Genomic DNA, 24470 nt, shown 5'->3' with positions numbered 1-24470 from the left:
GCCTTCTTTTTTATTTCATCTATTAAAATTATCTTTTATCTCGCAACCACCTTGCCGCCTTTGGCAACATATTTCTTATCCCACCAGCCGGATTTTTCACATCACCTTTATACCTTGGAATCAGGTGCCAGTGACAATGCATCACCGTTTGACCGGCATACTCACCAACATTGATACCAATGTTATATCCCTCTGGGTGGTACTTGTCGTCAATCAACTGTTTGCCCTCACGTAACAGGCTATCCATTGCCAACAGATCCTGTTGATCAAGGTCAAAGTAATCCTGCTTATGATCTTTCAAAACAATTAGCAAATGCCCTTTCCTAACTGGGTGAATGTCCCAGAAGGCTACAGCAAGGTCGTTTTCAAGGACAATGGGAATATCGGTACGTTGGCAAAAAATGCAGTTGGGTTGTTTCATGACGGTTTCCTTTCGGTAGTGTAGTTAGTTTGAGTATAAGCTTTTTTTTCAGCTTTTGTTAATTGTTAAAAGCTACCGTTACTAAAAACACCTCACCAATAAATTCATCGGTAAGGTGCTGTGCAAAATTCACACACATATTTATAAAATAATTTACTTCAATCTACTTATCGTTTCTTCTTCAAATTTCTTCTAAAGTTCTTCATCTGATTCTTACTACCAAACATTCGATTAACTTTAGCGTTCTCCCTAGCCTTACCGCGCAACTCGTTGTTGTGGCTCTTTTCCTGTAAAAGTTGCAAATAACTGTTTACTCTATCTGCTGATAACTCACCATTTGCAACAGCAGCTTGAACTGCACATCCAGGTTCATTTTGATGCGAACAATCTTTGAATTTACACTGTTTTGCATAGAATTGAACATCCTTAAACGTTGAATCAATATCAGCATCTAACAGTCCTAACTCCCGCATCCCCGGGGTATCAATAACAACACTCCCGTTCGGCAGTAGCATTAATTGGCGGGCAGTGGTTGTGTGCCTCCCATGAGAATCAGTTTGCCGAACTTCCTTGGTCGCTAAATCATGACTACCAAGTAAGTGATTAATCAGCGTTGTCTTGCCGACTCCTGATGAACCAAGAAAGGCGTATGTCTGGCCTGATTTCATAAACGATTTCAATTCTGACAAACCATTTTCACTTGTGGCATCACAAATGATTATGCGACTTTCACCACTAATTTCAGTGAGCTCAGATAATTGTTTTTCGATATTATCCGATTTATCAGCTTTAGTCAAAACAATCGCAAGATCAGAGCCAGATGCGGCAGCCACCGCTAGATAACGTTCCATTCTTCGAACGTTGAAATTATCATCTAATGCCATACACAGAAGGAGCCAATCTATATTTGCAGCAACTAACTGAGCGACCGATTTCTGACCCGAAGCTTTTCTTAAAAATACTGACTTCCGATCATTTAACCGTTCAATAATCGCGAAATCCTCAACATTTTCGGGTAATCGCACCTGTACCCAGTCGCCAACCGTTGGAAAATCTTCCGGTCCCACAGCCATATTAGCAATTCTACCGGCGACCTGGGCTTTATACTGTCCCTCATCAGTTATTATTGAGTAATTTAAATGACTAGTCGTGATCACTCTGGCTAAAGTTAGCCCGTTACTAGCAGGCGTAGTTTGGTTTGAGCCATATTTTTTTAATTCTAATTCGATTTTTCTGTCCTCCAAAATTCGGGAGAACTAACGCGCGTAGTCCTCCAGTGACGTAGCAACGTTTATTACAATGCCCAACATATACATATTTCCTTTCCGTCTGGTGATAAGTTCACCAATTTGGTTTGAATTTTACCAAAAATAGTAATGTGTAGCAACATTAGTACCCACTAAGCCAATAAAAAAACAGCCTTCCGTTACCGGAAAACTGTTTCCATAATTATTGCTATTTCTTAATGAGTTGGAGCAGTATGATTCATATTATCGACAATGAAACCATGACTCAATAAAATATCGTGGTCACTCTTATCAGCTGCTTGGAATCCCTTCGTCAACAATTCGTTGATGTAAATCTTGTTGTAAATAAATGAAAAGACTATTGTTGAAATCCCAAATCCAACTCCAAAAGTTGAAAATCCAGCAAATAATCCAATCGCTAATTGAACAAAGAACCATAACCAATCCCCTCTGAATAAAGCTGGCCAAAAGCTAAAGAAGAGAGTAGTCCAAGAATAACCAACCTTCGTCTGCTTGACTTGATTCGTTGCAGAGTTAACCAAATTTACGTGCATAATAAAATCCCCCAAAAAATATTCAGCTTTTATTGTCATCAGTAGTTGGACAATATCCCCAGAAAATTTAAAACATATTAACAATAATATAATTACTATAAAAGCATACACCTATTTTCAAAAAAATGAAACTAAAATGAAAATAGGTTGACAACAATGCTTTTACGCTTGTCATCAACCTATTATTTTAATCATTCAAGATTATCTTTCGACCATTCCAGTCACTACCACATTAGCCCTCGCCGCCTGCACCACTCTCTTCGCTAGCAGTGATGTTGTAATGGAGCCAACTCCGTTCGTTACGGGATTGATAAAGGCCACCTTAGCCGCAACCTCATCATACATCACATCCCCGGTCAGATGTCCAGTTTCATCATAATTAGTTCCAACATCAATCACGATGGCACCGTTTTTGACCATCGAACCCGTAATCAGACCAACTTTACCAACCGCAGCAATTACAATATCTGCGTTTCGGGTAAACTCAGCGTTGTCTGGGGTATCAATATTACATACTGATACCGTAGCTTCTCTAGCCATCAGCATATCCGCCAACGGCCGGCCAACTACCAAACTATTGCCAACAACCGTCACCCGTTTACCAACCAGCGAAATATCATAATAGGCCATCATCTGCATCACCGCAGCCGGAGTAATTGGCACAAAATCAGTGGTATTAGGATCAAGACTCTTGCCCAGATTGATTGGACTCATCCCATCAATATCCTTGCTAGGATCAATCAGCTGCTGAATTCGATTCTCATTCAGTTGAGCAGGAAGAGGTCTCAACATCAAAATTGCATCAACGTTTTCACTATCGTTGATTGCTAAAAACTCGTTTTCAAACGCTGGCATTGAAATATCCGCATCAAACTCGGCAACCTCAACCTCAATACCTAGTTTGCCCATTAATTTTTCTGCAGCGTGCTGATACCCAATCGAACCCTTATCATCGCCAACTCTGATGATAACCAATCGGGGTTGGTGACCAAGTTCAGTCAGTCGTTCAACTTCAGCCTTAGTTGTATCCTGAATTGCCCGAGCCACTTCACGGCCCTTCATTACTGTTACCATCAGATTATCCTTTCACGCTTGTCAGAACTTCTTGGTAGATTCGATCACTAATAGTCAGCCCAGCTTCAAGCTGAGCCTCCGTTTGCTCATTTAAAACCTGAGCAGCTTCCTTGTCCTTCATCAGCTTCGTGTTTACGTAAACATTCAAAACAGCTGCTTTAATAGCTCCAGCCGCCAAAGCAGCAGCACAGCCAATATCACTAATCAATGACTTAGTGGAAAAGTGTTGCATTTCCTGCACCTCGTGTAAAACATCAACGATTGTCCGACTGATTTCAAGGGGAACTGAAGCGGCCTTAAGCAGTCGGTTACCCAACTGGTCCTGACGGGATTGCTTTTCCTCTTCGGTTTGCTTAGGCATTTTGAAAGCAGCGGAGAGTTTTGCAAACGCAGCTTGGTCCTCATCAACCAAGTTCATCAACTTGGTCCGACTCACTTCCAGCCGGTTCAACAGGTCTTTTAGTTCGGCCGTTTCAGCCTTTTCTCGTTTGATATTACCAACCATCGAACCCAAACTGCTAGCAAGGGTGGCAGCCATTGCTGAAGCTGCCCCACCCCCAGGCGTTGGTTCTGATGAACTTAACTGAGCTACGAAATCCTGAACCGTTATCTTTTCCAAAATTGTCACCTCTTAGAATAAACCAGTAATCTTACCGTCTTCCGTCACATCAATGTTTTCAGCAGCTGGTACCTTTGGCAAACCAGGCATCGTCATGATCGACCCAGTCGAAACTAGGACAAAACCAGCTCCAGCACTAACTTTAACGTCGACAACCGGTACCTTAAACCCAGTTGGCGCTCCCAGTAAATTCTTGTTAGTCGAGAATGAATACTGGGTTTTGGCAATACAGATTGGCAACTTACCAAATCCATTCTTATCAAGTCGCTTGATTTCAGTTTTAGCCTTAGCACTTAGAGAAATTCCATCGGCACCATATATTTTAGTTGCCACCTTTTCAATCTTATCTGCGATTGGTTCTTCAACGTCGTATAGTTTATGGAAATCACTTGGCTGTTCAGTCAGTTTGACAACTTCTTCAGCAAGTTCAGTGGCTCCTTCGCCACCCTTCCCCCAAACGTCAATTGGCACGGCTTCGATTCCCTGTTCCTTACATTGTTGCTTTACCAGTTCGACTTCCGCATCAATATCTGTGGGGAACTTGTTGATGGCAACGACTGTAGAAAGGCCGTAAACTTCGTGCATGTTGTGGACGTGTCTCAATAGGTTAGGCATCCCCTTTTTCAGGGCATCCAAATCTTCGTTATCAAGTTCGTCTTTACCCAAGCCACCATGCATCTTCAATGCCCGAACCGTGGCAACAACTACGGTTGCATCCGGGGTCTGACCGAGTTTAGGAGCAACAATATCAAGGAACTTTTCAGCTCCAAGATCGCCACCAAACCCAGCTTCGGTAACCACGTAATCGCCAAGTTTGAGGGCAAGATCAGTTCCCGTAAGTGAGCTACAACCATGAGCAATATTAGCAAACGGGCCACCATGAACAAAGGCTGGGTTATGTGCCAACGTTTGAACTAAGTTAGGCTTGATTGCGTCCTTCAAAATTGCGGCCATTGCTCCTTGGGCATGTAATTGGCTTGCCTTGATTGGAGCATTACTGCAATCGTAACCAATAACGATATTGCCAAGACGCTGCTTCAAGTCCATCAAGTCAGTCGATAAACAAAGAATTGCCATTACTTCTGAAGCGGCCGTAATTTCAAACCCGTCTTCACGAGGAATTCCACTACCGTGATTGCCAAGGCCCCCAACGATATCGCGCAACTGCCGGTCGTTCATATCTAGCACTCGTTTCCAAGTTACCCGCTTAACATCAATATTAAGAGCATTTCCTTGGTGGATGTGATTATCAATCATTGCAGCTAACAGGTTATTGGCGGCTCCGATTGCGTGGAGGTCACCAGTAAAGTGCAGGTTAATATCTTCCATCGGAATGACTTGGGAATAGCCACCACCAGCGGCCCCACCCTTCATTCCAAACACGGGACCCATTGATGGCTCCCGAATGGCAACAATCGAGTTCTTACCAATTACGTTAAGGGCATCGTTTAACCCAATTCCAACAGTAGTCTTTCCCTCACCGGCTGGAGTTGGTGAGATAGCTGTTACCAGAATCAACTTTCCCTTACGTTTAGCGTCCTTAAAACTATGGGCATCAACTTTGGCCTTGTTAGTCCCGTACATTTGGAGTCGGTCCTCACTGATGCCTGCCTTTTCAGCAATCTTTTTAATGTTTTCTGGTTGAATACTTTGAGCAATTTCAATATCTGATGCCATGTAATCGTCCTCTCTTACTATCCAGTGAATTTGGGATTTACTTAACAAGTCAATTGTAACCTTTTCCGGTAGCCGAACGAAAGAATCAATCCACATCCGGAAAACAGCTTGAATAATTTATATTGTAATATATTTTTCATCCGTTTTGGGGTAAAACGCGGATATTTTTAAATTATTTTTAGTTATTTTTCGTATATTGGCCAACATTTGATAATTTCCCCAGCAAATCACACTTCTTTCATATTTTTTAACTCTTTCTGGTCTAAATACTTCTATAATAAGTAATTGGAGGTGGATCGTTTTGAAAAAAAGATTATTGATAATAACGTTGGGTCTGTTGGCACTTGGTTTCGGAGCCACCAGCATAAACCCAACTACTGCGAACGCATCACAAAGATATTACTGGATGAAAACTAAGCAAGTTAAAAACGTACCGTTCCATACGGACAACACAGTACCGGGTGGCTATATATACAACGCCACTCACACTCAAAAGGTACACAAACTTAGTAACTTCCCGCACACCACTTGGTATGTAACTAAGAAAATCTCAATGCGGCCAAGCAATACCCAAAACCGTTATTTGTTTTACTACGTTCAAGATGGTAAGGGCAACCAAGGTGTGGTTTGGCATAATTACTTGAAGGCAGGAGCTGCTCATAAAGCGGTTGACATGGTGACTGCTTCAAAGCATGTTTCACCTGAACTAATTTCAGATAAATACATCTCCTTATCGCGTAGCATCAAAGATAGCGCCATGACAAACATTGCCCAGATTGTTGCTAATTATGAATTAGAACAGTACCGTGCAAATCCTAATTTTGACGTAACTGAAGCTAATCAAAACACATTATATAAATTAGCAAATCAATACCACTTTGATTCCACCAATTTAAAAGTGGCGGTGGTGAAAATCACTGGTTCGGAGTTTATCAACATTGCTGAGGACGGTTATGGTACTACTGGCACCAGCACAGAATTTGCTCATGCAATCTTGAGTCATCACTTCAACTTGATGGGAACCATGGGAATCTCAACAAACATCATTTCGGATTCGAATGATAATACTGCAAATCCGACGGGAATTATGACCGCATTTGTGTGGAAAGTGAATAAGTAAGGAAAGAGCACAGGATTGTATCGATAATTGGTTTTTAGTATGATTACCAAAAACACAATCAACATATTTTTTTCGTTGCTTTTCCTGTTATCTTTTTGGAACTATAGCGATTTATAAAAAGTCACTTCAAACATGAAAAAATGAGTACCACTAAAAAAAGCCTAGTCAAAAATTTCGACTAGGCTTTTTTATATTGTGAGATTACATAAAAAATCAGTAAATAATTATATTCCAATTTAGTTAATTTTGAATAAAAATGGAATCTGTAAGCGATTTCATAAATTAGGTCGTTTATACTCACGGATTATTGGCCAATAATCTATCATTCATTTTCTTCAACCTACAAAGGAGAACATCAAAATGAGAAAATCATTATTAATAGGGACAGGAACTGCGATACTGTCCACTATCTTGTTAGCTTCAAATGTTAACGCTGACTCTACTAGTCAATTAACCCCTACAATTGACAGTATTGCTTCTCAAAATGCTACAAAGACAACCACGAGTAAGTCAGCTGTTGACTTACATAATTTGAATTTAGGTAACAAAGTTGCCGTTGATCAATTACAAAGCAGTGGTGTGGCCAAGCCAACAGCAACTTCTGACGGTGGCTACGAAATTGCAAATAACACATTTAAAGTACAAATTGATAAGGATGGTACTATTCAAGGTTTATATCTTCAAAATGACTCCCATGACACAAACTACGTACTGAATGCAAAAGACAATCCAGATCAAGCAAACTCAGCTCATAAATGGGTTGGTGACTTAATGTTAAGAACTCATTCAGGCGACCAAAGTTCTAATGATGGTACAGCTTGGCAAAAGGAATACACAAACTACTCTGATGCTACTAGGAAAATAACTATAAGTGACAACAAAGTCGTTGTTTCATATACACCTGGGACGACCCAAAACGGTTTTAAAAACGTGGCGGTTACAGAAACTTATTATATCGATGACAAAGATAATCTTAAATGGGATATTAGTATCAAAAACACCACTGACCAAAAATTAACAGTCGGCGATGTTGGTATTCCCCTTCCGTTCAAAGAATATTGGGGCTACAGTGGTGCAGATAAAACTGAAAAAGCATATGAAAAAAGTGTGTTATTTCATAGTTTTGTTGGCCAAAATTCTTCATACGTATATGCTAACCGTCCCAGCGGAATTGGAAATTTCTTAGTGATGACTCCGGATTCCAATACAGACACTCAATTTGAATACCAAGATCGCTGGGGTTGGGGTTCACACACTGGGGATGAGGCAGCTTGGGATGTTGATGGTGGCAAATGGGATAACGGTCTCAACGTCTACTACATCAACTCGGCAGCAATTCAATCCGGTAACAGAGGATATCTGCCTAACACCGCCCTTCAATTAGATCCTGGTCAAACAAAAACATATTCATTTAACTTTGACAGTGCTGGTGTCAAAAATTCTGCAAAAGGCGATAGCCAGACCAAAAAAGGCGATATGACTATTACGAAGTATGAAAGTCAACTGAAATCCGTTTTATATAAAAACAACATTATGGACGCCGTTTCAGTACCAGGAATGGTGATTCCTAAGAATAAAGACGGAGTTGCAACTGGAAAGATGTACCTGCATACTAAGGTTCCCGCTAGCGACATTAGTTTTAAATACCAAAACCAAAAAAATGATTACGTCTCTCAAAGAACAAATTCAAATAACGACACCAGTTCAAATATTGGTAGCGAACAAACCGGGACTGCAATCTTTGACAAAACAGTAGTAAAGAATGGCGAACAATACCATATTTACAACATTAAATTCCATAGTCTGGGTAGAAATAATATTATCGTAAATTACAAACTACCCGGCCAACAAACCACGAAGCAGACTACCCTTCAATATTACGTTATCGACAACCCTGAGAATGCATTGGAATCTCATGCTAACTTTATGCTCAAAACTCAATGGAACGACTCAAGTAAATTTTATGACAAAATCTTTGATGATTGGGACTTTAACACAAAGGCAAAACGAGGCAACTTCAATGGTCCCGACTGGAATAGCCTTGGCTGGGGTGATGATTGGGGGTTGACCCACGGTTTATTCCTAGCAGCCCAAAATTCAGAGAACCCTAACAAAGAACAAATAAGAGGTGTAGAATCGTATGTCAATACTGGCATTTGGAACGGGCTTATGAAAAACCACCATAATGACTATCGCGTTCCAGACTGGTTAGACAAGAAATCAACTGGTACCACTGATACAGATAATTATTCGTGGCGTGGATTTGCTTATCCTCACGTTTACAATACATTCTTTGAAATGTATAAAATCGAGCATAATTATCCAAAACTAATGAGCTATCAACACCCTGCTGTTTGGTATCTTGAGAAAGCTTACAACATTATGAAAACTCTGTATTCAGGTGACATAGCCTACTCAATGGATGGTCTTGAAGGTGAGTCAACTGGTACTGAAATTCTTAATGCTTTGAAAGAAAACGGGTATAAAAACGAAGCAGAAAATTTAGCTAGTTACTTCCAAAAGAAATATACCAACTTTTCTAAAGATCCATATCCATACACATCAGAGTATCCATACGACAACACAGGTGAAGAAGCCGTTTACATGCTTGGAAAGCAATATAGCAATAAGCAGATGATGCAAATGGTTGATATGAAAACAAGAGCTTGTAGGGGCGTTCAGCCCGTATGGTATTTATACGATGATCCTGTCACTATCAACGGTGAAAACTGGTGGCAATTCCAATACACCGCATCATTGGCTGATACAGCAATGAACGACTGGCTAGTAAACGAGGATAATGGATTATCAGACGAGCAATTAGGCCTTGCTGAACGGGCAAATTATGGAGCAAAGTTAGCTAATTTGACCCATATCAATAGTGGTCAAATCGACAGTTCTGCTGAGAATATTGGTGCAGTTTCTTGGACTTATCAAGCAGAACTTGGAAGTCCAACCCAAGCACTATATGGAGTTGGTACTGGAAAACTTCACAATGGTTGGCGTTCATTATCAGGTGAAGCTGACTTATCAGTATTCGGTGCCTTGCAGGTATTATCAGCTGACGTTGTAAATGACCCAATATTTGGGTTAACAGGCTATGGTGCAGACGTATCAGAGAGTGGTAACAACCTTTCAATCACTCCTGAAGATGGTCTAAAAACCAAATTGAATCTCGTTTCAGACAAACTATCATACACATTTGATGGTGACAAATATACCCATGCTGATATATCAAAAGATGGCAACTCAGCAATATTCGATTTTGAAAACGTTTCCAAATCTGAGCATAACGTTGACCTGAAAATTCACAATGGCAAAGGCTTTGACGGCAAGTTTGATGTTCTATTCAATGACAAAAAGGTCCAAACTTTCGACGGAAAATCGCAAACAGATATTGATCTTTCAATCCCTGTAACTGCTACCAACGGAAAGTTACAAATTGTCAAAGAGGGAACCCAACCAAACCCTAACCCAAGTGAAAATTCGGGTAGTTCAAGTAACTCAAACAGTTCAAATAGCTCAAGCAGTTCAAGCACCTCAACTGGATCGGAAACATCATCAACTAGTAGTTCTTCCAGCAATCAAGTTAATTCTTCATCAAATATTACTGGATCCTCGAATTCCATCGAAACAGGCACCCCAGGGTCAAACGCAGAAACAAGTAAGCTTAAGGGATCTGTAGTTTATGCTATTAAAAAGATAAACTTGTACAAAAAAGTCGATTTCAATAAGAAGAACATTATTTCTACATTCAAGAAGCAAAAGCGCATTAACCGACCAATGTTTAAAATCCTGTCAACTGCAAAAACTGACAGAGGAACTCTTAGATATAAAGTAATCGACTTAAATAATCGTAGCAGAAGCTATAAAAAGACTGGATATATCACAGCCAATGCTAAGTATATTCGTCCTGTTTATTACTCAAAGCTAAATAAGTCTAAAGTAATTACGGTTATATCTAAATCTGGAGCTAACTCATACAAGAAAGTTAGTCTTACAGGTAAGTACAAGCACTACAAAAAAGGAGCACATCTTAAAGTTAAGAAAATCGTTAAATATCACTTAACAACTAGATTTGTGTTGACCAACGGCAAGTATGTCACAGGTAATAAAAAACTCATATTGCAGTACTAGTACGTTTTAAAAAAATCAGTCAAAAAGAATAGCATTTTTTCCTTAATTTTCCACCATCGCTATCCTGACTAAATTTATAATTAAAATTTTACTTTGTTTAGATATGTATATACTTTCTGGTATCGATGAATATCAGAAATACCAGTTGTTTTACCAAAATCAAATAAAAGAACGCTTGTTCCAAATGAAACGAAATGAGTCTCTAACAAGCAAGTAAAAATAGGGGAAAGCTTAGTTATTAGTGAAAGTTAAAAACAGTTAAAACAGTGACAGTTTAACCCTAGATCAAAAACGCCGAACTACCAATTGTAGGAATTACATTGGTAGTTCGGTGCTTTTTTATTTCAACTAGTATTGAGCTAGTTTGTTGGATATTTTGTGATAACGAAGCCAGCCACCATTAAACCGTTGGTAGATTCGTTTATGGCTAGTATTTTTTATAGTGTAGTATCCGTAATCGTTTCCATATTTATAGTGCGTTCTAAATCGATAATTGTGACCTGAAAGATGCTTATACCCAATTCCGTTAGTTACACCAAGACCATTACCACCATCTAAAACCATACTTAGCCCCCCGTTGCTAAAAAACAGATGGGCCCGAATCTTTTTATTCCCAATGCCACCTTTGAATTTACTACTCCGCCATGAACCCTTTAAAAACTTCGGACATCCATGATGCCAGGCCGAAGCATGAACAGTGTTTGATACCGGAACAAACGTCAAGAAGCTAGCAGTCGCAATAGTTAGCCCCAACTTAATCTTGAAATGTTTCAATGTAATCCCCTCCAAATATGTAGATACGTTAATTATAGAACTAAATGTAATTTATAGTACTAAAGCTTAAATATTTACACGTTCATTACGCTATCCATAATGCTTTTTTACAAACAATTGTTATTCTTCAAGTATCAAATATATTGGAGGAATCAAGATGAATACTAAGCACACTTTGAAACGGTTAGCTGGAATAACCGCAATCATTGGAATGGCAGCCTTGTTTGCAGGATGCTCAAAATCCCAGGCAAACGACAAAGTAACGCATATAACATACTGGCACGTCAACGCTCAAACATTGGGAGGGGCTTCTGTTAATAAGCTGGTAAAGGAGTTTAATCAAACTCATAAAAACATTAAAGTGACCGCAAAATTTAATCCAAATATGTATCAAGGCCTGATGCAAAATCTCCAGTCCGCTCAAGCATCGGGTAAGGTACCAGATGTTGTTCAAGTGGGTTGGGCTTACACAAACTACTTCTCTGATAACTTTAAATATTTAAATCCAAACGATGCCGCCCAAAAGTTTGATAAAAATACAAATTCAATCACCAAAAATTTTTCTCCTAAAACTTTAAGCTTCGCAAAAAACGCTAATGGAAAACTTGTTGGGTTGCCTTATTCTTTAAGTACTCCCATCCTTTACATCAACAAAACTATTTTGAAAAAATATGGAATCGATCCTTCAGAACTGTCTACTTGGCAAGGTGTTGAAAAAGCTTCAAAGCAAATCAAATCAAAGAGTGGTAACTATGGTGTTTACATTCAGGAACCAGCTGATACCTGGGCTCAACAAGCTATGATGTTAAGCAATGGAGCACAAATTAAATCGAATGACGGTAAAGCGGCTTTCAACTCAAAGGCAGGACAACAAGCATACCAGCTCTACCAAGATATGGTTGTTAAAGAAAAAACCGCTCTCCACGCTCCTTGGGATCAAGGTATGGATGCTTTCATCAATGGAAAAGTTGCAATGGCATTCACTACTGTTGCCCAAGCATCTCACATTAAGCAAAGTGCTAATTTTGATGCATCAGCAATCGTTGCTCCCACCTTCAAAGGCAAAAAACTTACAGTTCCAGTTGGAGGCTCGATGCTGACAATTACTGCGCAATCAACTCCACAGCAAAAAGCTGCTTGGAAGTTTGAAAAATTTATGTATAAGAACAGTTCCCTCATGACCTGGGATAAAGGAACTGGATACCTTCCACCAACAAAAACTGCTCTCAATTCTACTATCTTTAAGACATACTTAGATAAGAATCCGATGATAAAGCCTGCTGTCGATGAGCTTGGAAATGCAGTTCCATGGACTTCGTTCCCTAAAAATGGACTTGATGCAGAACAAAGTATGATTGATGCTAGAGACCAAATTCTATCAGGAAAGAACGTTAATCAAACCCTAAAATCAGCTCAGGAGAAGATAAATGTTAAGCAATAACATCCAAGCCAAGGAAAAAATAAGCTCTCGCTCTGGTCCCGTCAAAAGGGGCAAGAAAATGAATATCAAACCATTTTTTTACCTATTACCATCAGGAATTCTTATTTCAATATTCATAGGATTTCCAGTGCTCTATACTCTTTATTTAAGCTTCTTTAACTGGAATCTAATATCACCAACCAAAGAGTTTGTGGGGTTTAATAACTACATTAACGTATTTACAGATCCAACCAACCGACAGGTGATGTTTAATACCCTTATTTATATTGGTATTTTAGTAATTCTAAACTTTGTCATCCCTTATTTAATCTCAATAATTGTTAACTTCTTTATTGGTAAAACTAAAGGGCCTTACAAGATATTATTTTTCATTCCTAGTTTGTTCTCCCTTGTAGTTGGTGCAATGCTATTCTCTTGGATTTTAAATCCAGTTTCCGGACCTGTTGCATTGATTTTAAGGGACTACGGAATGAAACTGCCTCAATGGACTAATTCTGGTTCACTAGCGATTATCGTTATTTGTCTAATTACCAACTGGAAAGTTTTCGGATATAACTTTATTCTCCTCTTAACTGGTTTAGGTTCCATCCCCAAAAATATAATTGAAGCAGCAAAAATTGATGGTATCCCAAAATGGAGAGTAATATGGGACATTGTCCTGCCAATGAATAAGAGTGTTTCAGTCTATGTTTTGATTTTAACAATTGTCGAAGGACTTCAATATGTTTTCACACCTCTAAACGTTATTACTCAAGGTGGGCCAAATTATGGTTCTTCAAACATTCTCTACCACACTTACCTAAATGGATTTGTTTTATACAAAACTGGTAATGCATCAGCATTAGCTACAGTCACTTTCATAATTTTCTTGATACTACTTGCACTTGAAATAAAATTTGTTGAAGGAGGGAGAAAGCATGCAGACTAATCGAAAAAGCCTAGTATGGCATATCCCGCTTTTGTTAATCGTATTAGTAATAATCTTACCAATCTTGTTCATGATCTCTAACTCTTTCAAAACTTTGCATGACTCTTACAATTCAATTCTAAGCTTAATTCCAAGTCACCCCACTCTAGCTAATTACATCACGCTAAATCATCAGATCAACTTGATTAGAGTAACTTTAAACACGTTTGGGATGGCTACACTAGTGACTTTAGGGAAAATTTCAACTGGATTGCTAGCCGCATACGCATTTCATAACTTTAAATTTCATGGTAAAAAAATCGTCTATTTTATCTTTATTGCAACTATCTTTGTGCCGTTCACAACCATAATGATTCCAAACTACTTAGTAATCTCAAAAATGAACTTACTGAATAATATGCTTGGAGTCGCACTACCACAAATGTGTGATGCAGCTGGAATAATGCTTTTTTTAAAGGCTATGGAGAAAGTACCGACTAGTTTGGTTGAAAGTGCTCGAATTGATGACATCCCAGAACGAAAAATTCTAATGAATATTATCATCCCTATTTTAAAACCAAACATTATCAGTATTGGAGCTATATTCTTTATTAACAGTTGGAATGAATACGTTTGGCCAACCCTAATACTAAAAGATAAAGGCAGCTTTACCCTGCCATTAGCACTTCAAAACTATATTTCCAGTGAAGGTGGAACAAACTTTCCATTAGCAATGGCATTGGCAACTATTATGATTATTCCACCGTTATTGATTTATGTTATTTTCCAAAAATATATCCTAAATAGCATTAGTAGTAGTGGATTAAAGTGAGGTATTAATATATGGAAAGCAATGGATATTCGATCGTACTTGAAGATGTTTCAAAAGACTACGATAAATCAACCAACGTGATTAAGAATATGAATCTCAAAATTTACCCAGGGGAACTCCTTGTCTTTCTCGGACCATCTGGATGTGGAAAATCAACAACACTAAGGATGATTGCAGGATTGGAGGACCCAACTGGCGGTAAAATCATAATCAACAATAAAGATTCTAGGAATTTGAATAATAAGCAGCGCAGTATTGCAATGGTTTTTCAAGATTACGCATTGTATCCAAACATGACTGTGTATCAAAATTTGGAATACGCTCTAAAGGTCCATAGGGTACCAAAAGAAGAACGCAAACAGCGGCTTGAAAAAATAATGGAATCTCTAAACTTATCTAAGTACAAAGACCGTTTTCCTGCCGAGTTATCTGGAGGACAAAAACAACGAGTTGCCCTTGGAAGAGGAATGGCCAAAAAAACCAATATTTTTCTCTTAGATGAGCCCCTTTCGAATATTGACGTTCAGCTCCGAGAAAAAGCCCGAGATCAGTTGTTACAGCTCCATAACCAGAATGGTCAAACTATTCTTTATGTCACCCACGACCAGCAAGAGGCAATGGCCCTTGGAGACAGGATTGCCGTCATCAACAATGGAATAGTTCAAATGATTGATACTCCTGAAAACGTGTACCACAATCCGTCAAATTTATTCGTTGCTAAGTTCGTTGGTAGTCCTCAAATCAATGTAATTCAAGTTGAGTATAATGATTCAAACTTGATTACCCTAGACGGTATGAAACTAATTTCAAACTATAAAAATATAGTTCAAAAAGATAAAAGATTATTACTAGGTATTCGCCCTGAAAATATCTCAATTTCCGAGAAACAGGAAACAGAATCCATTCCAGTAAAAATTGATGCAGTGACAGACTACGGGAAGTTTAAGCAATTAACAATTAAAGTCAGCCCAGAAGTTAACCTAAAGGCCTTGACTCCCAGTTGGAATAGTAATGCAGCTACCGCATACATGAAATTTGATCAAGATTGCATACTTTTATTTGATAAAAATACTGGTACCCGTATTGATTAAAATTAATTAAAGCGTCTCACTCAACCCTATTTCTAGAGTTAATGAGACGCTTTTTATCCATTATTTATAAAAACCAAAGTAGTCATGAGCATTGTTATAAGATATATCCGCCACCATCTTACCCAGTATTTCTTCATCATCTGGTACTTGGCCTCTTTCTGCTAAGGTACCAACAAAATTACATAAAACTCGTCTAAAGTATTCATGTCGTGGATATGATAAGAAGCTCCGTGAATCAGTTAACATTCCAACAAAGTTCGATAGTAAACTCTGCTCAGCCATTGTGGTCAACTGCTTTGTCATCCCTGAGAAGGTATCGTTAAACCACCAAGCGGCACCTAGTTGAATCTTTTGAACTCCATCCTGTTGGAAGTCACCCATTCCAGTTGCAAGCTGCATCCAGTCATTAGGATTAAGTGAATACAAAATCATCTTTGGTAGTTGGTTCTCGCTTTGCATATCAATCAAGAGTTTCATAAATTGATCAGCAATATCAGCCTGGGTTCCCATCGAATCGAAACCACCGTTGGAGCCAAACGACTTCAGCATTGGCTTATTCGCATCCCGAATAACATTCATATGAAATTGCATTGTCCAATTATGTTTCTTATTAAGACGCATCAACTCTTCAACGACCATTGTTTGGTATTTATCAACTTCTTCGGCCGATAATTGTTCGTTTCTTCTTGCCTTATCAATGATCTCATCAATTTGATCTTCACTTGCTTTGTTAAACCTAAAGAAGTTTAGGCCATGATCCGACAGACTACCACCTAAAGTTTCAAAGAAATCAAACCGTTGGTCAAGGGCCTCCATCATCGTTTTAAATGAATTAACGCTAATGCCCGAAACTGAACTCAATGACTTTAAATACTCGTCAAAGTCATCCGCATTTAGGTTAAAAATCGCATCGGGGCGCATCGCTGGTAACACTTTAAACCCATTTTGGGCTTCATCTTCTTTAAGAAGCTTATGGTACTTAAGATCAGAGGCAGGATCATCTGTCGTACAAACCACCTCAACGTTTGAACGTTTAATAAGGTTTCTTGGCTTGAAGTCAGTCGTGGCAAGCATTTTGTTAGCTTTTTCCCAGATAGCTGGTGCTGACTTTTCATTAAACACTTCATCAATACCAAAAAATCGTTTTAATTCCAAATGGGTCCATTCATAAAGTGGGTTGCCAAGCGCCTTTTCAATTGTTTTTGCCCAAGCAATAAACTTATCATAGTCATTACCATCACCAGTAATAAGCTCTTCTGGAACCCCATTTGCTCTCATCAAGCGCCATTTGTAATGATCCCCAGAATTGCCCTGATTAATCCAGATTTGGGTAATGTTGTCATAATTCTTGTTCTCATAAATTTCTTTGGGTTCCAAATGACAATGAAAGTCAATAATTGGCATTTTTTCAGCATGATTATGAAACAATTTACGAGCAGTTTCAGTTGTTAATAGAAAATCATCGTTAAGCAATGACATTTAAGATATCTCCTTTAAATTATTGGCTTGGCATATTCAGCTAACGTATCATGGAGTGTTTTCCGAACCGCACCCACTCCGATAATTTGTTTGGCAAAGAAATCTTCCACCTTAGAACCTAATCCAATTTCGTATAAGTCGTGGCCAAAAATTGCTTTATTACTCAAAATATCCTTCAAATGGCCGTGAACATCAACATCTTTATCTCCAAGATGAATGTCAGCAACTTTTGGCTGTAACTCATCTAATAGCGGATCTGGACTAGGGGTAAATGATTTGCCATTATCGTCAACAGCCATTAAGTAGCGGCACCAAGTAGCCAGAACTAATGGAATGAACGTTAAGTCAGTCACTTTTCGGTCAGCGTCGTTTAGGTAATGCGAAATTGTTACGCCATACCGTACCGGAATTTTTTGCGAAGTATCCGCGGCGATTCTTTGAGGTTTATCCGGAATATAAGGATTTGGCAACCTCTTAGTAACTAATTGATCAATAAACTTCTTTGGACTGATAACCTTAGGATCTTTAACAACTGGCAACCCTTCAACGTAACCAATTTGTTTAATTAAATTAAGCATATCTGGGTCAGAAACCTCTTCAGCAATCGATTCAAATCCAAGTAGATCACCATGAATTGCAAGAGCTGTATGCAACGGATTCAAGCAAGTCGTAACCTTCATCTCATCTGCATCATTAACAGTGTCTCTATCAGTCATAATGACTCCCGCCTTTTCAAAAGCAGGTCGCCCATTAGGAAAGGCATCTTCAATAACTAGGTAGTGTGACTCCTCTGTGTTAGCAAAAGCAGCAAAATCTGTTCTGCCAACGCTAATAATTTCACTATCTTGAAAACCGGATTCCTTCAATTTGTCTGCCACTTCTTTTGAAGGATTTGGCGTGATCCGGTCAATCATTGATAGCGGAAAGCTGACCTTAGTTGAATCATCAAGATAATCAACAAATTCTGGCTCAACATTGCCATTATTAGCCCATTGCTTTGCCACTGTATTGACGCTTTTCTTCAACTTATCTCCGTTTTGAGAGAAATTATCGGTAGTTAATAATGCAAGCGGTAGTTTACCCGCCTTAAAGCGGGCATACATCAGTGCAACTAGGCCAGTCATATTATTTTTTGGCGCTGAAGGCCCGTTTTTAATGTCGGCAGCTACTTCATCAGTAAACTCACCATTTGATTGCCATAATCCATAACCCTTCTCGGTAATCGTAAATGATACTAGTTGTAGTGCAGGGGATTCAAACAATTTCTGCATCTTAGCCCAATTTTGTTTGTGGTCAGGAGCTAAGAAAAAGGCATCCGCTACTGGAGTTAGTAACTCATTGTCAAAGTCACCATTATCTTTGGTAATTACACGTAGAATTCGATTTTCAAAAGGAGCATAAACTTTGTTGATCACCGCTTCATTATGGGTATCAGCTACAACAACCCCAGCATCTAAATCACCATTCTCAATCAGCGTATTAGCAATTGCCGCGTGATACGCTCTAAACAGGTTTCCACCCCCAAAGTGGACCCACTTAATATCCCCTGTTTTGTTAGAGATGTCATAATTGGGGACCTTGATCCCTGCATTTTCAAAGGCCGTTTTATTCGTTAAATAGTTGTCAGTAATTTTTACCATTTGGTAAATGATCCTCCTAAATAATCATTGCGCTGGAAAGCGATTACAACCCAATTAGTTAAAAAGGCCGCAAATACGGCCTTTCATTATTTATTCCATTCTGCGGATAATTTCTTAGCGTTTTCAGTTACAGCTGCAAAATTACCTTCAGCTGCCGGAGCACTAAGAGAGCCACCGACACCAACAATCAGTGCACCAGCTGCTTTCCATTCACTAATATTATCAGCATTAACACCACCTGAAGGCATGACACTAACATATGGGAATGGTCCGTGAATCTCTTTGATAGCACCTGGTTGGGCAATACTTCCTGGGAACAACTTAACAATATCTGAACCAGCTTCGAGTGCCCATTGGATTTCGGTATTCGTAAATGTTCCAGGGATATATGGAATTTGGTAAAGATTTGAAATCTTAGCAACTTCCTCATTGAATGATGGACTAACAATAAACTTAGCTCCAGCAATAATTGCAATTCTTGCTGAAACGGGATCCAACACAGTTCCTGCACCAACCATTACATCAGTACCAGCATACTTTTCATTTAATTCACTAATTGCTTGATCAGCATTAGGAACAGTAAAAGTTAATTCAATTCCCTTAACCCCACCAGCAACGATTGCATCAACCGTCTTAATGGCTTGTTCCTTTGAGTCACCACGAACAACGGCAACCACACCAGTTTTCTTGATATTATCTAAAATCTCTACACGTTTCAAAAAATTCACCTTCACTATAGTTATTTGTCTTTAAGTATATTAATATATTAGTTAAAGTCAAATGCTTTTTTTAATTTGTTATTTCCGATACACTCAGCGTTTGACAAATTGATATATTAATATACAATATTTGTAAGCGCAATCATAATAACATATAAACAGGAGAAATGAAACCATGAAATTAACTTCGTTTGGAGAATTAATGTTAAGATTCAAGCCAGAATCAGCAAAAAGAATAAATCAGTCTGATGTTTTTGAAGCATCATTTGGTGGTGCTGAATCAAACGTAGCTGTATCGTTATCAATAATGGGCGATGAGGCTGCTTACATTACAAAACTACCTAACAACACCCTTGGTGATTCCGCACTTAGAAAGCTCCGAGGATTATCCGTTGATACTAATAAAATTATTCGTGGTGGAGATAGATTAGGAATCTACTTTTTTGAAAAAGGCGCTAGTGTCCGTGGTACCGATGTGGTTTACGATCGAAAATTCAGTTCATTTGCAGAATCAAGCGCGTCAGAATACAACTGGCCTAAACTATTAGCTGGTTCAGACTATTTTTATGTGTCAGGAATCACCACTGCCCTTTCTAAGGAGCTCCAACAGGCAACTCTAGAAGCCGCAAAGTACTGCAATGAAAATGGTATCAAAGTTATTTTTGACGCTAATTATAGGGGAAAACTTTGGTCTGAGGCTGAAGCTCAAACATTTTCAAAGAAATTTCTTCCATACGTCTCCGTCGTCCTAGCACATGATGAAGACTTTGAACAATCTTTTGGGATCAAAGCTTTTGATGGTGATATGACTAACGGAATCAATCAAATGGACTCGTTTAAAACCGCAATTGAAGAACTAGTCAATCAATATCCAAATATCGAATCAGTTGGATCTGTGCTTCGTAATATCCTATCTGTTGAGAAAAGTACCTGGACTGCAATCCTTTATACCAATGGCCAATTCTTCCAAGGCGGCAGTTATGATATGCATGTGTATGAAGGTGTCGCTGGTGGTGATGCATTCGGTGCTGGATTAATGCACGGTATTATGAACAATTTTGCACCTCAAGACCAAATTAATTTTGCAATTGCTGCTAGTGTCTATAAATTAACCATCAGTGGCGACTGGAACTTAGCTAGTGAATCCGAAATCAGTAGTATTATCGCTGGTGGTTCAGCAATGAATCGTTAGTTTAATATAGACATTTCAAAGAATGTGTACTCAAAATGAGAACACATTCTTTTTTTGCTCTAAAGCAGCTCGCTGTAACATATTGGTTACGTTGACAGCGCTTTCAAAAAGATGTATCCTCACATTTGAAATACTAATATATCAAAATATTTATCTATGGGAGTTGTTTGTTTTGAAAATGAATTACAGCAGTCTACTAACCAGTAGCCTTTTAGCTTTGCCAGTCGTAATCCTCGGTGGAATATCCAACGGTGATGTCTCAGTTCACGCTGATTCATTACCAATTTCTAAAATTGTCCAAAAAACAGATCAAAAAAACCAGGACAAAAATCAGATTTTAGAGGTAAGAAAAGGCAATTCTTCTGACTACCAACCATTTTTCTACAATGGAGTGCAGATTAGGATTGATAAATTGCGTGACATTTTTGGCTACAACATGAATGACATTACCAACGCTTTTAAACAAGCAAAAAGAGATGGTTTCACAGTTATTAACTCACAAATTTTATGGTCTGATGTTCAACCTGATAAATCGCTAAAGCCAAGTGATATTGCTTATATCAAAGGTGGGAGTGACGCAACCAAAAACTTTGACGAAAAAGCACAATCATTAAAAATTTCAAATGATGGCAATACTCAATCCCAAGTCTTGTTGAAGTATAACTTAGCAAACCTAACTAGTTCGGATTTTAAATCTGGCAATTATGACGGTGTAAAGTTACGAATCTATGCAAAATCAGAAACTAACACCAATCTAACGATTTACGGTGCGGATAAGGATAACTGGGACTCAAATTCAACTTGGGATAAAACTGGCAGTTTACGTGGAGATGAAACAAAAATCACTGTTTCCCCTAAATACGATCCTATCAAGGGCGAAAATTATTATGACTTTAACGTTAAGGATTTTGTAAATCAACAAAACCATGGCACTGTTACCTTAGCATTAGGGACAGATAAGGGTAATTCCATAACCATTGGAGGTGGTCAAGATTTTGGGACTAAAAATAGCTCTGCCACCAAAAAGCCATTGGATGAAGTCCCCACTCTTTCACTATCTAAAAAGGACGCTTTCGACTTCTCGTACTTAGATAAAGTCATATCAGCCGCAAGACAAGCAGGCATCAAAATGGAACTGTTATGGTTTGGTAGTGATACAACTAAAGTTTCAACAGAAAAAAGGCTTCCCACATACGCAGCCCAAAATTATCAGTGGGAAGTTGATTCAAATGGCAACCCCATTCATTTTAAACGCAGTAGTCCAACCTCAGGAATGGGACAATACAATTTTGTTCTAGATAAAAACGATCAGAACTTGCAAACTGATGAAGGAGCTGCTCTTGGCAAAACATTCAACCATATCGCTACTGACAATGCCGAGCATAACTACTCCAACACCATTATTGGGTCTCAACAGCCAAACGAACCAGCAACTGATAACTCACAATCTGAAGCAAGCAAGAAGGCCAAGGAGAACTACCATGGCAAAGCAGACTTCACAGTTTGGACTCTATGGAACTACACTAACAATTTAGATAGCCATATCAAAAAATCTCAATACTCAGTTTGGACAAGAGTAAATAACGCTTCCGGCGATAAGGGATCTCAAATTGTTGCATTAAATGAAGAGGCTAGAAAAAATGGTGGTACCTACCTAGATACAGTTGGTCTTGATCCCTACACTCACAATTATGAAGGAATCTACAAGTTCGGTCATGCCGGCAACTACGCTCAGGGCAATAACATGCCAATGGTTATGGAAGACGGATTAGGGATTGAGGGTTCTTGGGCACATAATAACTATAAACCAATTGATGCCGGTGCTAGAATTATCACTTCGTTAGCGGGTGGAGCCACTCATAATTACTACGACTTTAGAAGTGGCGATGGTTTTGATTTATATGATAGTGAAAATGCAGACGGAACCTGGAAACCACACGAAGTCAACGGTGAATCTGCCATCTCTTACGTCAGAGCAACTAACAGCTTCGTTAACAAGCTTGGCTACGACCTCGCAACCAAGCAAGCTGATGGTGCTGGTGGTAAAAACTTACTGTTCTTCAACGCTGTTCCTTCCTCAAATAATAACTTTACGGATACCAAGAAATTTGGTGACAACGTTTCGGTTACTTATAAGACTGACACTTTGAAGAGTATGGGAATTGCTGAAAAACAGGATGACAATAATATTCTTCTTGGTAGTACACTGGACAGTGACGCCACCTTCACTATTAAAGGATTCGGCAAGGCAACAAAGGTAGAAAATGGCCAATATAAGGATGCTCAGTCAAACGAGTGGGTAGCAAACAATGACAAGGTCGAATATACCAACAATCACGATGGAACAATCACCATCACCGTTCCAAAGAATTCTGTAGTCAGGGTATCAAATAAGGTTGAAAAGCCAGATACTCCATCAACAAATGGCTCATCTTCAACTAGTTCAACCGTCTCAATCAGTTCCACTCCAAACAATTCTTCATCCGAATCTAACTCATCTAGTTCTTCTACCGTCACTCCTCAACCAGCTAAACCAACTTCAAAATCAATTCATAAAGCTGTTTATGCTGTCAAAGGAATCAAGCTGTACAACAATCCAGTTTTCAAGGCCAGCAACGCGGTGAAATCTTATCCATTGGCTAAACGTACTAATCGCCAAATGTTCCTAGCTACGAAAGTTACAACTAACAAAAACGGAGTAAAGCGTTACTTCGTATCCGTTATTAACGCAAAAGGGAAAGTAACATCCCAAAAGGGTTACATTACTTACAATAAAAACTACGTTAAACCTGGTTATTACTCAACTATCCCTACAAACAAGAAAGTTAAGGTAATTAGTAAGTCAGGCATCAATTCTTACCAAACTAAAGGACTTACTGACAAGCAAAAGCATTACAAGCGGAACTCAGTCCTTAGAGTTAAAAAAGTTATCCTTAATAGATCAATCAACCGATTCCAATTGACTAATGACAAGTACATTACTGCCAATAAGAAGCTAGTAATCTTTGATTAGGATCATTAGAAAATGTAAGTAGATATGGAATAATGGCACTCTGTTCTAATACCTACTACCGGTATCAAACATTAGACAAACAAGTGGTTGGGACATAACTAGGTAAATCTAAAAAAAGCAACGATAAATTTCATTTTCTTGAAATTTATCGTTGCTTTTTTGCTTTCATCCAAATCCTTGCTACACGCAGTAACCATCAGGACTGAGACCCATTATTCATGGATCTCAGTTACTGTTGGTCTCGCGGGGGTGAGACGACAAAAGCATCTTCGTATGCTTTTTGTCCCACTCCCTTGTTCCTACGATTAGTCAAGGTCCTTGTTTATGTAATTAAAGCATACTTAATAAGCCAACCCGTTCCTATTTAAAAAAACAGCTTGACCAGTTATACTTTAAATATAAGATCTCCGGATCTTATTGGGCCTTGAGCTCGTGGTATGTGTATTCATACCTTTGATTCGCTTGTATCATCGAAAATAGACAATGAACTGTTTTGTTCATACAAGCAACGATGGCGACCTTATTTCTTTTCG

Annotated in this window: 18 protein-coding genes; 8 read left to right on the top strand and 10 right to left on the bottom strand. The window is 38.7% G+C overall.

The annotated features are described in order from the left end of the window. Window positions 1-28: 28 nt before the first annotated feature. The 6 genes from QOW94_RS07260 to QOW94_RS07235 form a co-directional block, all read right to left on the bottom strand. Complete coding sequence (locus tag QOW94_RS07260) at window positions 29-421, bottom strand: HIT family protein (protein ID WP_283679688.1); 393 nt, start codon at window positions 419-421, stop codon at window positions 29-31. 167 nt (window positions 422-588) lie between these two features. Beyond that, a complete protein-coding gene (gene rsgA, locus QOW94_RS07255) occupies window positions 589-1665 on the bottom strand; it encodes a ribosome small subunit-dependent GTPase A (RefSeq protein ID WP_283679687.1) in 1077 nt (358 codons plus the stop codon). Between the two features lie 218 nt (window positions 1666-1883). Then, window positions 1884-2222, bottom strand: coding sequence for a DUF2628 domain-containing protein (locus tag QOW94_RS07250; RefSeq protein WP_283679686.1), 339 nt, complete (start codon window positions 2220-2222; stop codon window positions 1884-1886). A gap of 201 nt (window positions 2223-2423) precedes the next feature. Then, the gene (locus QOW94_RS07245) at window positions 2424-3296 is read right to left on the bottom strand and encodes a bifunctional 5,10-methylenetetrahydrofolate dehydrogenase/5,10-methenyltetrahydrofolate cyclohydrolase (RefSeq protein WP_283679685.1); all 873 of its coding nucleotides are present in this window, start codon (window positions 3294-3296) and stop codon (window positions 2424-2426) included. A 4-nt stretch (window positions 3297-3300) separates the two neighbouring features. Continuing rightward, on the bottom strand, window positions 3301-3915 hold the full coding sequence (locus tag QOW94_RS07240; RefSeq protein ID WP_283679684.1) for a cyclodeaminase/cyclohydrolase family protein: 615 nt from the start codon (window positions 3913-3915) through the stop codon (window positions 3301-3303). A 12-nt stretch (window positions 3916-3927) separates the two neighbouring features. Next, complete coding sequence (locus QOW94_RS07235; protein ID WP_283679682.1) at window positions 3928-5592, bottom strand: formate--tetrahydrofolate ligase; 1665 nt, start codon at window positions 5590-5592, stop codon at window positions 3928-3930. A gap of 301 nt (window positions 5593-5893) precedes the next feature. Here QOW94_RS07235 and QOW94_RS07230 point away from each other — a divergent pair, with 301 nt between their 5' ends. Together QOW94_RS07230 and QOW94_RS07225 are read left to right on the top strand one after the other, a co-directional pair. Then, on the top strand, window positions 5894-6712 hold the full coding sequence (locus tag QOW94_RS07230; RefSeq protein ID WP_283679680.1) for a hypothetical protein: 819 nt from the start codon (window positions 5894-5896) through the stop codon (window positions 6710-6712). A gap of 360 nt (window positions 6713-7072) precedes the next feature. Continuing rightward, the gene (locus tag QOW94_RS07225) at window positions 7073-10849 is read left to right on the top strand and encodes a DUF5695 domain-containing protein (protein ID WP_283679678.1); all 3777 of its coding nucleotides are present in this window, start codon (window positions 7073-7075) and stop codon (window positions 10847-10849) included. Between the two features lie 348 nt (window positions 10850-11197). On the opposite strand, the gene QOW94_RS07220 is transcribed toward QOW94_RS07225, so the two are convergent. After that, on the bottom strand, window positions 11198-11623 hold the full coding sequence (locus QOW94_RS07220; protein ID WP_283679676.1) for a hypothetical protein: 426 nt from the start codon (window positions 11621-11623) through the stop codon (window positions 11198-11200). 157 nt (window positions 11624-11780) lie between these two features. On the opposite strand from QOW94_RS07220, the gene QOW94_RS07215 reads away from it, so the two are divergent. The 4 genes from QOW94_RS07215 to QOW94_RS07200 are packed head-to-tail and all read left to right on the top strand — an operon-like array spanning window position 11781 to window position 15894. Then, window positions 11781-13064, top strand: a complete 1284-nt coding sequence (locus QOW94_RS07215) for an ABC transporter substrate-binding protein (protein WP_283679674.1) — start codon at window positions 11781-11783, stop codon at window positions 13062-13064. After that, window positions 13051-13992 (top strand): carbohydrate ABC transporter permease, encoded by a 942-nt coding sequence (locus QOW94_RS07210; RefSeq protein ID WP_283679673.1) that lies wholly within the window; start codon window positions 13051-13053, stop codon window positions 13990-13992. Before QOW94_RS07215 ends, QOW94_RS07210 begins: the two co-directional genes overlap by 14 nt. Beyond that, complete coding sequence (locus QOW94_RS07205; protein ID WP_283679672.1) at window positions 13982-14803, top strand: carbohydrate ABC transporter permease; 822 nt, start codon at window positions 13982-13984, stop codon at window positions 14801-14803. The genes QOW94_RS07210 and QOW94_RS07205 overlap by 11 nt, the downstream gene beginning before the upstream one ends. A gap of 11 nt (window positions 14804-14814) precedes the next feature. Then, window positions 14815-15894: an ABC transporter ATP-binding protein gene (locus QOW94_RS07200; RefSeq protein ID WP_283679671.1), complete on the top strand. Its 1080-nt coding sequence runs from the start codon at window positions 14815-14817 to the stop codon at window positions 15892-15894. 60 nt (window positions 15895-15954) lie between these two features. On the opposite strand, the gene uxaC is transcribed toward QOW94_RS07200, so the two are convergent. From uxaC to QOW94_RS07185, 3 genes are all read right to left on the bottom strand, one after another. Then, window positions 15955-17373, bottom strand: a complete 1419-nt coding sequence (uxaC, locus tag QOW94_RS07195) for a glucuronate isomerase (protein ID WP_283679666.1) — start codon at window positions 17371-17373, stop codon at window positions 15955-15957. Between the two features lie 14 nt (window positions 17374-17387). After that, entirely contained in the window at window positions 17388-19013 is a 1626-nt protein-coding gene (locus QOW94_RS07190; protein ID WP_283679664.1) for a mannitol dehydrogenase family protein, read from the bottom strand. A gap of 86 nt (window positions 19014-19099) precedes the next feature. Next, window positions 19100-19732, bottom strand: coding sequence for a bifunctional 2-keto-4-hydroxyglutarate aldolase/2-keto-3-deoxy-6-phosphogluconate aldolase (locus tag QOW94_RS07185; protein ID WP_283679663.1), 633 nt, complete (start codon window positions 19730-19732; stop codon window positions 19100-19102). A 175-nt stretch (window positions 19733-19907) separates the two neighbouring features. On the opposite strand from QOW94_RS07185, the gene QOW94_RS07180 reads away from it, so the two are divergent. Beyond that, window positions 19908-20924, top strand: coding sequence for a sugar kinase (locus tag QOW94_RS07180; protein ID WP_283679662.1), 1017 nt, complete (start codon window positions 19908-19910; stop codon window positions 20922-20924). Between the two features lie 178 nt (window positions 20925-21102). After that, window positions 21103-23937: a DUF5776 domain-containing protein gene (locus tag QOW94_RS07175; RefSeq protein WP_283679711.1), complete on the top strand. Its 2835-nt coding sequence runs from the start codon at window positions 21103-21105 to the stop codon at window positions 23935-23937. Window positions 23938-24470: the final 533 nt, after the last annotated feature.

The sequence above is a fragment of the Lentilactobacillus sp. Marseille-Q4993 genome, from assembly GCF_951230165.1.
Taxonomy (GTDB): Bacteria; Bacillota; Bacilli; order Lactobacillales; family Lactobacillaceae; genus Lentilactobacillus.
This window is presented reverse-complemented; position numbering and strand designations above follow the sequence as displayed.

Coding starts and splice junctions, on each gene's coding strand:
- QOW94_RS07260 (WP_283679688.1), bottom strand. CDS start 421: ATGAAACAACCCAACTGCATTTTTTGCCAACGTACCGATATTCCCATT.
- QOW94_RS07250 (WP_283679686.1), bottom strand. CDS start 2,222: ATGCACGTAAATTTGGTTAACTCTGCAACGAATCAAGTCAAGCAGACG.
- QOW94_RS07245 (WP_283679685.1), bottom strand. CDS start 3,296: ATGGTAACAGTAATGAAGGGCCGTGAAGTGGCTCGGGCAATTCAGGAT.
- QOW94_RS07235 (WP_283679682.1), bottom strand. CDS start 5,592: ATGGCATCAGATATTGAAATTGCTCAAAGTATTCAACCAGAAAACATT.
- QOW94_RS07225 (WP_283679678.1), top strand. CDS start 7,073: ATGAGAAAATCATTATTAATAGGGACAGGAACTGCGATACTGTCCACT.
- QOW94_RS07215 (WP_283679674.1), top strand. CDS start 11,781: ATGAATACTAAGCACACTTTGAAACGGTTAGCTGGAATAACCGCAATC.
- QOW94_RS07210 (WP_283679673.1), top strand. CDS start 13,051: ATGTTAAGCAATAACATCCAAGCCAAGGAAAAAATAAGCTCTCGCTCT.
- QOW94_RS07205 (WP_283679672.1), top strand. CDS start 13,982: ATGCAGACTAATCGAAAAAGCCTAGTATGGCATATCCCGCTTTTGTTA.
- QOW94_RS07200 (WP_283679671.1), top strand. CDS start 14,815: ATGGAAAGCAATGGATATTCGATCGTACTTGAAGATGTTTCAAAAGAC.
- uxaC (WP_283679666.1), bottom strand. CDS start 17,373: ATGTCATTGCTTAACGATGATTTTCTATTAACAACTGAAACTGCTCGT.
- QOW94_RS07190 (WP_283679664.1), bottom strand. CDS start 19,013: ATGGTAAAAATTACTGACAACTATTTAACGAATAAAACGGCCTTTGAA.
- QOW94_RS07180 (WP_283679662.1), top strand. CDS start 19,908: ATGAAATTAACTTCGTTTGGAGAATTAATGTTAAGATTCAAGCCAGAA.
- QOW94_RS07175 (WP_283679711.1), top strand. CDS start 21,103: ATGAATTACAGCAGTCTACTAACCAGTAGCCTTTTAGCTTTGCCAGTC.